At 68.4% G+C, this 12,399-nt stretch carries 8 protein-coding genes; 5 read left to right on the forward strand and 3 right to left on the reverse strand.

All coding sequences use genetic code 11. The annotated features are described in order from the left end of the window. Positions 1 to 39: 39 nt before the first annotated feature. The gene (murJ, locus tag ACZZZQ_RS07605) at positions 40 to 1,659 is read right to left on the reverse strand and encodes a murein biosynthesis integral membrane protein MurJ (protein ID WP_053098227.1); all 1,620 of its coding nucleotides are present in this window, start codon (positions 1,657 to 1,659) and stop codon (positions 40 to 42) included. Continuing rightward, positions 1,652 to 3,835, reverse strand: a complete 2,184-nt coding sequence (locus ACZZZQ_RS07610; protein ID WP_463507266.1) for a DUF6049 family protein — start codon at positions 3,833 to 3,835, stop codon at positions 1,652 to 1,654. Before ACZZZQ_RS07610 ends, murJ begins: the two co-directional genes overlap by 8 nt. Before the next feature lie 74 nt (positions 3,836 to 3,909). On the opposite strand from ACZZZQ_RS07610, the gene ACZZZQ_RS07615 reads away from it, so the two are divergent. The 3 genes from ACZZZQ_RS07615 to ACZZZQ_RS07625 all read left to right on the forward strand — a co-directional run bounded on the left by ACZZZQ_RS07615 (position 3,910) and on the right by ACZZZQ_RS07625 (position 8,608). Beyond that, complete coding sequence (locus ACZZZQ_RS07615) at positions 3,910 to 5,466, forward strand: DUF7059 domain-containing protein (protein WP_463507267.1); 1,557 nt, start codon at positions 3,910 to 3,912, stop codon at positions 5,464 to 5,466. Positions 5,467 to 5,506: 40 nt separating this feature from the next. After that, the gene (locus ACZZZQ_RS07620) at positions 5,507 to 6,562 is read left to right on the forward strand and encodes an LLM class flavin-dependent oxidoreductase (RefSeq protein WP_463507268.1); all 1,056 of its coding nucleotides are present in this window, start codon (positions 5,507 to 5,509) and stop codon (positions 6,560 to 6,562) included. 96 nt (positions 6,563 to 6,658) lie between these two features. Then, positions 6,659 to 8,608, forward strand: coding sequence for an MSCRAMM family protein (locus tag ACZZZQ_RS07625; protein WP_463507269.1), 1,950 nt, complete (start codon positions 6,659 to 6,661; stop codon positions 8,606 to 8,608). A gap of 37 nt (positions 8,609 to 8,645) precedes the next feature. On the opposite strand, the gene ACZZZQ_RS07630 is transcribed toward ACZZZQ_RS07625, so the two are convergent. Next, a complete protein-coding gene (locus ACZZZQ_RS07630; RefSeq protein WP_463507270.1) occupies positions 8,646 to 10,406 on the reverse strand; it encodes an alkaline phosphatase family protein in 1,761 nt (586 codons plus the stop codon). 80 nt (positions 10,407 to 10,486) lie between these two features. Here ACZZZQ_RS07630 and ACZZZQ_RS07635 point away from each other — a divergent pair, with 80 nt between their 5' ends. Together ACZZZQ_RS07635 and ACZZZQ_RS07640 are read left to right on the forward strand one after the other, a co-directional pair. Continuing rightward, positions 10,487 to 10,780 carry a hypothetical protein gene (locus tag ACZZZQ_RS07635; RefSeq protein WP_056275643.1) on the forward strand — a complete coding sequence of 98 codons (294 nt, stop codon included), beginning with the start codon at positions 10,487 to 10,489 and terminating at the stop codon, positions 10,778 to 10,780. A 61-nt stretch (positions 10,781 to 10,841) separates the two neighbouring features. Then, complete coding sequence (locus tag ACZZZQ_RS07640) at positions 10,842 to 12,269, forward strand: CCA tRNA nucleotidyltransferase (protein WP_463507271.1); 1,428 nt, start codon at positions 10,842 to 10,844, stop codon at positions 12,267 to 12,269. The last annotated feature ends 130 nt before the right edge of the window (positions 12,270 to 12,399 follow it).

Raw genomic sequence — 12,399 nt, forward strand, 5'->3', positions numbered from 1 at the left:
AACCAATGGTAACCGCGCGACATTCCCGCGCGAGGGGGCTCAGCGGCCCGGCAGGAAACGCCGCAGCATGCCGCTCGCGACCTTGAGCTCCGGAGCGCGCAGGACAGCCAGGATGCCGATGTAGACGACCACGACGGCGAGGCCGATGATGCAGGTGCCGATGGCTCCCTGGATCTTGTCGGACGTGGTCCACCCGGTCGGGCCGCCGAGCAGGAGGAAGACGCCCCACCCGGCGAACCCGGCAGGAACGGCAGCGACGGCGTAGCGGACGACAGCGGTCATCCAGGTGCGGATCTGGAGTCCGCCGATCTTGCGGTGCAGCAGCCAGCTGGCGACGATCATCTGCAGGGTGCTCGCGATCGACTGGCCCAGCGCGATGGCTGCGGCCAGCATGGTCACCTCGATGATCTCGGCGGCGAGCAGCCACTGCGCGACCAGAGCGGTGACGACCACGAGACCGCACTGGAACAGCGTGAACCAGAAGGGCGTGCGGGTGTCGCCGTAGGCGTAGAAGGTGCGTTGCACGATGAAGAGGATCGTCAGCGGAACCAGGCACACGAGGAAGGCGAGCAGCACCAGCGCCGCTTCTTCGGCGTGCGACGCCTGATTGGTGAAGACTCGCGACGCCGGAATCGCTGCCGCGGCGACCGCGGCGACGGCGACCGCGATGAAGAAGAGCAGGGTGCGGATGCTCTGGGCGATGTCTGCGCGGACCTCGGCATGCCTGCCGGCCGCCGCGTGCTCGCTGATCTGCGTGAAGTAGGGCGTGCCGATCGACAGCACGATGATCGAGTACGGGAGCATGAAGATCAGCCAGGCGTACTGGAAGGTGGCGACCGACGCGCCTCGTCCGGAGGCTTCGGTGAGGATCTGGGTCTGCACGAGTCCGGCGCCGAGGCTCGTCAGCGCCATGAGGAACGTCCATCCGGCGAGCCGTCCGACGTTGCCGAGTCCGACGCCGCGCCAACGGAAGTCGGGGCGGAGCGCGAGACCCGTGCGGCGCCAGAAGATCAGCAGAATCGCGGCCTGGATCACGATGCCGAGCGTGGCCGTTCCACCGAGAGCGGCGATCATCTCGGGAGTCCAGTCGGAGACGCGGGTGAGCGGGCCGCCGAACAGCGCGCCCACGACGAGGAAGCCTGCGATCGACACGATGTTGTTGACGACCGGCGCCCAGGTGAAAGGCCCGAAGATCCGCCGTGCGTTGAGCGCCTCGCCCAGCAGCGCGTAGAGCCCGTAGAAGAGGATCTGCGGCATGCACCAGTACGCGAACGCCGTCGCGAGCGCGAGGAACTCCGCGGAACCCTCCTTGCCGGCGTAGAGCCACACGAGCCAGGGCGCGGCGATCGTGGCGATACCCGTGATGACGACCAGCACGACGGTGCCGAGCGTGAAGAGCTTCGAGATGAAGGCGTTGCCGCCGTCGGCGTCCGCTGTCGCCTTGACGATCTGCGGGATGATCACCGCGGTCAGCACGCCCACCGAGATGAGAGAGAAGACGTTGTTCGGCAGCTGATTCGCGATCGCGAAGGCGTCTGCGGCGCCCGCACCGACCGAGCCGATCACGCCGACGAGGACGATGGTTCGCAGGAGCCCGGTGACGCGCGAGATGAGCGTTCCGGCCCCGATCAGTGCACTGGCGCGGCCGAGACTACTCATTCAGCTCCTCGACGGCATCCGGTGAGGAGGTCGCCTGTTCTTCGTCGCCGGCGAGGGCTTCACGCCGCCGGCGTCGGACGGTGCGGATGATGCCGAGACCGAGCAGCAGCACGATCAGACCGCCGAATGCGGCGAGCCCGATGGTCTCCCATTCGGCCCGCACCGAGACGCGCACGCGCTCGGGCTGACTGATCGGCACACCGGTGGGGCTCGAGAGCGACAGCGTCAGGGTGACCTCGCCACTGCCCACTCGGGCCGACACGGGGACCTTCACCCTCGTCGTCGTGCCGGGCTGGATCGTCCACGGCGTGACGGACTGCACCTCGAGGCGCGGGTCGCTCGGCTTCACCGTGAGCTCGATGTTCACCGGCCACGGCAGGTCGTTGCGCACCGAGAACGGGAGGTCGGCGTTGGCGGAGAGCAGCTGGATGGTGCTCGCCGGAGGGATGTCGACCGCGTTCAGCGTCTCGGTCGTCTGCTCGTTCACGTCGGCGACGGCCTCTGAGAAGCCCTTGTCCGTCAGGCCGACCGCGGTCGCCCGCATGATCTGGATGCGCTTGGGGCTCAGCAGAAGCTGGCTGTCGTCGAGGATCGTGGAGAACTCGCCGAGCACGACCTCGCTGTCGAGCATCCCCTGCAGGGCCGTGGCTCGTGCCGGGTCGGGCTCGGTCGAGAGGGTCGACGGTGTCGCCGGGATCGCGAGGACCTCCGAGAGACCGAACCCGAGGGAGTCGACCGATGAGACGGCCTCTCTGAGCGCATCAGCGGTGCGGGTCTCGTCGCGGTCGAGTCCGATCAGAAGCGGCGTCGTCGGACTCGCCTGAGCCGACAGGGCGAGATAAGCGCTCGCCTCGGCCAGCGACTGCTGACGGGCGGCGTCGTCGTCTTCGCTCGCCGCCTGCGACAGAGCATCCGATGCGGCATCCACGGCGACCAGCACGCTGTGCGAATCGATCGCGGCGTGCGCGCCGACCGCACCGCCGACCGCTGCAGAGGAGAGGACAGTGACCGCGCCGCCGCTCAGGTACGTCGAGAACGTGTCGAGATCGGCGGCGGAGACATCGCTGCGGGGCCACACAATGCCGGGGGTCGACCCCTCGACGGCCATGAGCTGTGCGTCGTCGGGCAGCACCGGACCGTCGGTGGGCTGAGGGCTCGGCTCATCACTCGGTGTCGGCACGGGAGTCGGTGCGCTGCCATCCGTCGGCAGCGAGGCGGGAGTCGGCGCAGGAGTCGCGGTGGGGGTCTCGTCCGGAGGCTCGGTGAAGCTGCTGAGGGTGAGGAACGGCGCGAGCGTCGTGGGCTGCAGCAGTCCCGGAAGACCCGCCTGCGCCTGTGTGGTGGCGTCGGCATCGCCGAACTGCAGAGAGAACCGCTCGTTGGGCAGAGCGTCGAGAAGTCGCAGCCACTCGCGCGCGCTCTGCGGCGCCGAAGAGCCGAGCACGCGGATGGCGGCGGGGATCGCCGGGTCGATCGCCAGGATCGCGGACGTCCCTCGGACACCCTCGATCGTCGCGGTGAGTGCGCCGTCGGGCGCGGTGAGAGCGCTGAGCTCGTCCGCGGTGAGAAGGGCGCCGTCGGAGGGCGTCGCCGTGATCGGCACCATCACGGCGACGGGCGGATTCGCAGCAGCGGTCACCACGAGCACGGATGTCGACGTCACCGTTCGCGCGGCATCCTGACCCTCGTTCTGCGCTCCGCTGAGCGTCGCGCGCAGCGGGTACACACCCGGTGCGAGGTCGCCGAGAACTTCGGGAGGCAGGAAGAGGCTCGTGGTCGCGGAGGTCTCGGCGTCGACCGGTGCGACGGTGTCGGTTCCGAGCTGGTCGAAACCCCCTGTGGCGTCGGAGTCATTCAGCCACGTCGTGACCGAGGCTTCGTCCGCGAGCGGAGTGCGGTTGATCTCCAGAGTGACTCGTCCGGCGGAGAGTTCGGACTTCGCGTCGTTCTGCACGGTGATCGAGGCCGTCGTCGCTGTGCCAGGGGCGACCGTTCCGCGCACCCCCGCCGACAACAGGAGCTCGACGGAGGACGCCTCTGACTCGTCATCGGCGGCTGCGACCGCGCTGCCTGCGCCCGTGCTGACCAGGCCGAGTACGATCGCCGAGATGACGGACCCGCGCGCCAGGCGCTGCAGGCGCGTGCGGAGGCCGTTCTCGAAGATGGTCGCGGTCATGAAGGTCTTCCTCGAACGCCGGGATCCCAGGCTGCTCGTGAGTGGTGACCTTGTGATTCTAGGCCGCTGGCTGAATGAGAACCCTGAAGACGCGTAGAGTGACGGCCGTGTCCGACACCCTCGCCCCCACGCCCGATCCGCTCCGCAGCACCGCGCTCGCCGCAGATCTCGACGCCGCGGATCTCCGCTCGGAGCCGCTCCGTCGCCTGTGGGGCGAGGAGGAGGACGACGCGCTGGCCAGAGGCATGCGCGAGCCGATCCTGCGCGCGATCGCCGGTGACGACGGTGTGCTCGCGACTCTCGGCAGGCTGCTGGTGCTCGGGATGCCGCAGCCGATCGCCGCGGTGACGACGGCTCTCCCTAGACTCGGAGCGGACGGCCTCGTGGCCCTCGGCCTCGCGAGGATCGAGGGCGACGAGGTGATCCCCACTGCGCTGCTGCGTCCCCAGTCGTTCGTCGACGCCGACGGGATCGGCGAATGGTGGATCGCCAGCGATCTCGACGAGGTGGCGCTCGACGGCGCGCTGCCCGCGGATCACGTGCTCGGAGTCGGCGGCGCCTCCCGCACGCTGGCCGAGGTCATCATGCCGATCGAGGTCGACCGTGCCCTCGATCTCGGCACCGGATGCGGCATCCAGGCACTGCTCGTCGCTCGTCACGCAGGATCCGTCGTCGCCACGGACATCTCGGCGCGAGCGCTCGCCTATGCCGAGTTGAACGCCCAGCTGAACGGCGTCTCGAACATCGAGTTCCGATCGGGCAGCATGTTCGAGCCGGTCGGGGGAGAGGCGTTCGACCTGATCGTGTCGAACCCGCCCTTCGTGATCACCCCGCGCGCGGAAGGGGTCCCCGAGTACGAGTATCGCGACGGGGGACTCGTCGGTGACGGGCTCGTCGAGCAGTTCCTCCGTGCGGTTCCGTCTTTCCTGACCCCGGGAGGCGTGGCACAGCTGCTCGGCAACTGGGAGTCGCGCGGTGGCCAGGCATCGCTGAGTGGACGCGCGGGTCTCGATCGCCTCTCGTCGTGGGTTCCTGGCGACCTCGATCTGTGGGTCATCCAGCGCGAAGAGCTGTCGCCGCTGGGCTACGCAGAGCTGTGGATCCGCGACGGAGGCACGACGCCCCGCGATGCCGCGTTCACCCCGCTGCTCACCGCATGGCTCGATGACTTCGCCGCGCGTGGCGTCACCGCCGTCGGATTCGGCTACATCCTGGTGCGGCGGCCGGCAGGCGGCGGAGCGCCCCTGCGTCGTCTCGAGCGCGTCGCACAGCCCGTCTCGAACGTGGGCGGGGCGCTGCGTTCGGGTCTCGCGGCGCACGACGTGCTCGCAGAAGGACTGCCTACGACGCTGATCGTCGCTCCGGATGTCACCGAGGCACGACATCTGCTTCCGGGCAACGACGATCCGAGCATCATCGAACTGCGTCAGGGCGGTGGCTTCGCACGGACCATCGCGGTCGACCCGGCGCTCGCCGCTCTCGTCGGGGCCTGCGACGGCGAGCTCACGGTGATGCAGATCGTCGCAGCTCTGGCCGACCTGTTCGAGGTGCCGCTCGTCGACCTGTGGGCCGACCTCGAGCCCCGCATCCGCCAGCTCGTGCTCGACGGTCTGCTGATCCCGGGGGAGTGATGCAGGAATACCCGCTCGCATATATGCGTTCGAATACACCATGAAGGCTTTCGGATTCCTCTCCTTCGGGCACTATGCAGACGTGCCCGGTTCGGCGACCCGCACCGCGGGGGACATGCTGAAGCAGACCATCGAGATCGCGGAGGGTGCCGACGAGATCGGCGTGAACGGCGCCTCTGTGCGCGTGCACCACTGGGCTCGCCAGGCGGCGTCGCCCATGCCGCTGCTGTCAGCCATGGCTGCGCGTACGAAGCGCATCGAGGTCGGCACCGGCGTGATCGACATGAGGTACGAGAACCCGTTCCAGTTCGCTGAGGAGGCGGCGGCACTCGACCTGATCGCCGACGGTCGCATCGCGCTCGGCGTGAGCCGCGGGTCACCCGAGACGGCTCTGCGCGGATACGAGACCTTCGGCTTCCACGACGAGGAGGACCCCGAGCGCGGCAGTGTCATCGCTCGCGAGAAGTTCGACCTCTTCCTCCGTGCGATCGACGGCGAGGGTCTCGCCCCCGGCGACCCCCGCATGGTGGGAGCCGGCCGATACCTCGCGATCGAGCCCCAGTCGCCCACCCTGCGCGACCACATCTGGTGGGGCTCGGGTTCCCGCGCCACCGCGGAGGAGACCGGCCGCAAGGGTCTCAACATGATGAGTTCGACCCTGCTCACCGAGGCGACCGGTGTGCCGTTCCATCAGCTGCAGCGCGAGCAGATCGACCTGTTCCGTTCCGCCTACAAGGAGGCAGGACACAGCGGAGCACCTCGCGTCTCGGTGAGCCGCAGCGTGTTCCCGCTCGTCTCGGACATGGACAGGGCGTACTTCGGTCTGCGCAGCGAGGAGAACGCCGACCAGATCGGCATCATCGACGGCTTCCGCTCGACGTTCGGCAAGACGTATGCGGCCGAGCCCGACGTGCTGATCCAGCAGCTCTTGGCTGACGAGGCCGTCATGTCGGCAGACACTCTGTTGCTGACGATCCCGAACCAGCTGGGGCCGGCATACAACCTCCACGTGCTCGAGGCGTTCGCGACCCATGTCGCCCCGGCGCTCGGATGGAAGCCGAACACCGAGGGTCCCGTGCAGGGAGATCCGGTCTGACGATCGACCGCAACGGCGGATGAAGGGGCGGATGCGAACTGCATCCGCCCTTCTTTTTCCTCGACCGGCGAGCCGATATATCGATAGCCTGGCCGCATGCGAGCGCCCAAGAGCGGATTCCTGGCCGGAGCCATCGTCCTCGTCGCAGTGCTCGTCGGCGCGATGCCGGCGGCCGCAGCCACCATCACCACATGGTCGACCTGGCAGCCGCTCACCGGTGTGGGCGGCGCGTACACGACCACCGTGCAGGTGGCAGCGCAACCCACCCTCACCGCGACGATGACCAGCGATTCGCGCGCAGGGCAGGTCGGAGTCATCTCGGGTGCATCGACCTGGCTGTCTCAGGGCACCCCCGTCGGCGAGAAGTACGGCAGCAGCATCGATCAGCAGTATCTGAACCTGCGGCCGAAGGTCGACAGCCCCACGAGCCCCTCGACGACGACCTACTCGTTCGCACGGCCGACGCCGACATCCGGCTGGACGTTCGTGCTGGGCGACATCGATGCTGACTCCGTGCGCATCCAGGCGATCGGCGTCGACGGTCAGACACTCACCGCCGAGGATCTCGGCTTCAACGGAGGCTTCAACTACTGCGCGCCCGGCATCGCGGGCAAGCCCTCGTGCTCGGGAGACGCCGCGGATGTTCCCGGGTGGGACGCCGCGACCCAGACCCTGACGGGCAATGCGGCCGCATCTGACACGAGCGGCTCGGCGGCCTGGTTCGAGCCGTCGGTGCCGATCACCTCTCTCACGTTCTTCTTCACGCAGCGCTCCGGATTCCCGATCTACCAGACGTGGTTCGCATCGATCGCACGGGACATCACAGGGACCGTCACCGATCAGGCCGACGGCCCGCTGCCGGGGGCTGCTCTCGCGCTCACGGATGCGAACGGCGATGTGGTCGCCACGACCACGACGGATGCCGACGGTGCGTACTCCTTCCCCGGCTTCGTCGCGACCGACGGATACACGGTGACGGTCACTGTCCCGGAGGGCAAGATCGCCGTGTCGCCGTCGGCGCAGGCCGTCGACCTCACGACCGACGACGGCAGTGCCGACTTCGAGGTGCGTGACATCGTGCCTGTCGCGGTCTCCGGTCGCGTCGTCGACGAAGAGGACGCCGGGGTTCCCGGTGCCGTCATCACGATCGACGGCGTCGAGCCGGTGGCGACCGATGCCGACGGCGGATTCCTGATCGAGGGCGTTCCGGCCGGTCCGCACACCGTCGAGATCACTCCTCCGCCCGGATTCACCACGACCGAGACCGCTGAGATCATCGTCCCGGACGACAGCGAGGAGCCGATCGTCCTCGAGGAGCTGGTCGTGGTCGAGAACCCCGACCTCAGCGGCACGGTGCGGGTCGACGGAACGGGCATCGCCGATGTCACGATCGCCGCCTCAGACGGCGTCGACACGGTCACGACGGTCACCGACGACGAGGGCACCTTCACATTCCCGCGACTGCCGGCGGGAGAGTACGAGATCACGATCACGCCCCCCGACGGGTACATCGCAACCGGACCGACGACTCGCACCGAAGAGCTCACCACGGACGACCTCGCGGGCATCGACTTCGAGCTCGCCCGCCCGGGATCGATCTCGGGCGCGGTGCTCACGGACGAGGGCGACCCTCTGGCCGGCGTGGTCCTCACGGTGGAATCGGACGACATCTCGCAGGAGGTGACCACCGACGCCAGCGGCGCCTACGAGATCGTCGACCTGCCGCCGGACACGTATGACCTGACGATCACCGCTCCGGAGGGACGCACGATCATCGGTCCGGCGACGGCCACCTTCGTCGTGACGGCTGCGGGAGAGGCGCTCGTCGGCCCGACCTTCACGGTCTCCGCCGCGGTCGTCACGCCGACGGACCCGCCCACGCAGCCACCGACGCAGCCGACGACGCCGCCCGACACCGGGGCGGGCCAGCTGCCTGCGACAGGGCTCGGCTCCGAGACCTTCGTCTGGGCCGCCGCAGGCGCCGCGGTGCTCGTGGTCGGAGCTGTGCTCTTCCTGATCTCTCGTCGCCGCTCGAACCGCGACTGAGACACCGGGGCTGGATGCTGGCATCCACCCCCGGGGCTCAGGAGCCCTTCGCGGATCCGAACAGCTCGTCGCCGTGCTCGTGCAGCAGGCGATAGGCGTCGGCGAACGTCTCGGGCTCCGGCTCACCCGGCTTGCCGTACTTGGCGAGGAGCAGCCCGAGCAGGCCGCGGGCGGGTGGGGTGAGCGGCTTCATCTGGTCGGCCTCACCGGGCTTCGGCTCGCGCTGCTCGGGATTCGGCGGCGTGTAGGCGGGCGTGGTCACGGGCCAGTCGGCCGGATGCCGGGGTACGTCGAGGTTCACAGCGGTGAACAGCGTGTTCGCCGACTGGTCGCGGTCGTTGAGCGGCTTCAATCCGTGCAGCCGCGAGAGGGTGGCCGTGACGGATCCGTGGTGCATCTCGTCGTGGACGATCGTGCCGCGCTTCGTATAGGCCGACACGGCGATCGCGGGCACTCGGCATCCGAGTCGATCGAACGTGAAGCCCATCTCACCCGCCCCGGTGTCTTTCGTGGGCTTCGTCGCCGCGGGCGGAGGCACGTGGTCGTAGCATCCGCCGTGCTCGTCGAACGTGATGAGCAGCAGGGTGTTGACGGCGTTCGACCCCTTCGGCGACGCACTCGTGCGCACCGCCTCGTAGATGTCGTGGATCAGCCGATCGCCGGCCCGGACGTCCGAGATGGCGCTGTCGTAGACCGCTTCGCCGTCGACCTCGCTCTCACGGGGCGACCCGAACGGCGGGTGGAAGTCGTTGTGGTCGTAGACCATGCGCGGCTCGATGAACGCATACGCCGGAAGGGTGCCGTTCTTCGCGTCGGCGTAGAAGTCCTCCATCGTGCCGAAGTGCTCGGTGCGCCAGTGCTTCTCCAGCACGGCAGCGTGCAGCATCCCGGTGAACGACACCAGCTGGAGCTTGTCGATGTAGATCTTCCAGCTGACCTTCTCGTCTTCCAGACGGTTGAACACCGTCGGGGCCGCGGGCGCATCGAGCCATTTGCGGTACCCGCCGCCGGCCTGGTTCGTGACGAAGCCGTGCGACGTCGACGCGTGGAAGAACGACCGGTTGCAGAACGTCTGCGACGGCACCCCGGCGTACCAGTGGTCGAACACCGCGAACTCCGATGCGAGGGTCGAGAGCACGGGGAGCATCTCGGGCGAGAAGGACCCCATGATGTGCGCGGCCTCGTCGGGGGTGGGCTCGACGCCCTTGCGCAGACGGCGGAAGTTGATGATGTAGTCCTCGAGGAACCCCGACATCGTCGCCTTCTCGCCGTGGGTGGGTGCGTTGAAGGGGGCCGTCATCTGGTCGACGAACAGGTCGGCGTTGTCCTTCGGGTCGACGGTGCCGAAGATCTGCGTGTTGACGTGGGGGTATTCCTCGCCCGGATCGGGATCGGGCAGGCTCATGATCCGGTCGGTGTCGCCGGTGTAGATGTGCGCGTCGACGACCGTGCCGTCGGATGCCGTGTTGCTGTGCGTCCCGAACGCGAGACCCTCGAACTTCTCGCCTGTCGGAAGCGACTCCTTCGAGTAGAGGTACCCGAGCAGGTTGTCGAACGAGCGGTTCTCACCCATCACCACGACGAGATGATCGAATCCGGGTTCGCTGCGGGGAGTCAGTGCGGCGAACGGATCAGGTTCAGTGGCGAAACCCTTGCGCTGGTTCGCGACGTTCGCGCCGATCGCAGCGCCAGCCGCGCCGCCGACCACGACGCCAGCCAGTGCGGCGCCGCCCATCTTGAGGAACCCGCGCCGGGACGTGTCAGGCGCTGAGGGGGACTCGTTCGCTTCTGCGGCCACGTGCCGATCCTAGGACTCGGGCGATGCCGAGCACGAGAGCGGGACTGTGAGGCGAAATGCGACGCCGGTAGCGTGGGGGCATGAGCTACGCAGGTGAGTCGTCGATCGAGTCGCGCGTCCGTGCCGTGAACGCCGATTTCGGCCGTCGTCAGACGCGGCTGTTCGTGACATTCGCGCTGATCGAGGGGCCGGTGCTGCTTCTGCTCGTTGTCGCGATCTACGGCTTCGAGCTGATCGATCCCGAGATCGGGATCTGGTTCATCGTCGCTGTCGCCGTCGTCGGCGGGTTCCTGTTGAGCACGCTCCTCGTGCGGCTCGTGCAGGCGCGAGTTCGCGCGGTCGCGCAGGCCAAGGGTGAGAACCCGCTGTTCTGACGTCCGCTCGACGGGGACTGCGACCCGCGGGTGACACCCGTACCCCGGTACGCTGGAACCCATGCTCAACATGGCTGACGGCCTCGCCCGTCTCGGCGCGCTCGCCGAGAATACGGTCGTCCGCACCCTCGCGGAGGCTTTCGAGAAGGCGGGCTTCGACCTCGCTGTCGTCGGGGGGCCCGTGCGCGATGCGCTGCTCGGCAGGCCGACCCACGACCTCGACTTCACGACGAATGCGATGCCGGACGACATCCTGCGCATCGTGAAGCCGATCTCGACGGCCCAGTGGGACATCGGTCGGGCGTTCGGCACGATCGGCGCGCGTGTGCAGGGTGAGCAGGTCGAGGTCACGACCTATCGCGCAGACAGCTACGACGGTGTGACGCGCAAGCCCACCGTCGAGTTCGGCGACACGATCGACGCGGATCTGCACCGACGCGACTTCACCGTCAACGCCATGGCTCTGCTGGTGCCGGCCATCACGCTCGTCGACCCGACCGGGGGAGTCGAAGACCTCGTCGCCGGGGTACTGCGCACTCCGGCCGACCCTCAGGTCTCGTTCGGCGATGACCCGCTGCGCATGCTCCGCGCCGCGCGCTTCAGCGCCCAGCTCGGCTTCCGGATCGACGATGACACCGCCGACGCGATCACGCAGCTGCGCGCCACCCTCGAGATCGTGAGTCCCGAGCGCATCCAATCGGAGCTCGTGCGGCTGATGCAGACGGATGACCCGGTGCGCGGCATCCGCGTGCTGGTCGACACCGGTCTGATGGAGGAGTTCCTGCCAGAGGTGAGTGCGCTGCGACTAGAGGTCGACGAGCATCATCATCACAAGGATGTCTACGAGCACTCCCTCACGGTCCTCCGCCAGGCGATCTCGCTCGAGCATTCGCGTCACCCCGGTGCCGAGCCCGATGTGGCCCTGCGGATCGCGGCGCTGCTGCACGACATCGGCAAGCCCCGCACCCGCAAGCTGGAGGACGGCGGAGTCGTCACCTTCCACCATCACGACGTCGTCGGGGCGCGCATGGCACGCAAGCGCCTGCAGTCGTTGCGCTTCGACACCGACACGACCGAGTCGGTATCGACGCTGATCGAGCTGCACCTGCGGTTCTTCGGATACGCCGAGGGCGCGTGGACGGATGCCGCGGTGCGGCGCTACGTGCGCGACGCCGGCGACCTGCTCGAGCGGCTGCACATCCTCACCCGCGCCGACGTCACGACGCGCAACAAGCGCAAGGCCGGACGACTGGCATCCGCCTACGACGACATCGAATCGCGCATCGCGGCGTTGCGCGAGCAGGAGGAGCTCGACTCCATCCGGCCCGAGCTCGACGGCAACCAGATCCAGAAGATCCTCGGCATCTCGCCCGGTCGTGAGGTCGGCGAGGCCTACCGGTTCCTGCTCGAGCTGCGCCTCGACGAAGGCGTCATCGGAGCGGATGCCGCCGAGCAGCGGCTCCGTGAATGGTGGGCAGCCCGGGTCTGAGCCGATCGAGCCGCATCGACAGCGATGCGGCGGTCGGGCGCGGGCGTCCCCATGAGGGGTCCCCCAGACGACTCGTCACTCCTCCAGTTCGTCGACCTCGGCGGCCTGTGCGAAAGCCTGCACCCGGAAC

The sequence above is a fragment of the Microbacterium sp. AC132 genome, assembly GCF_979258525.1.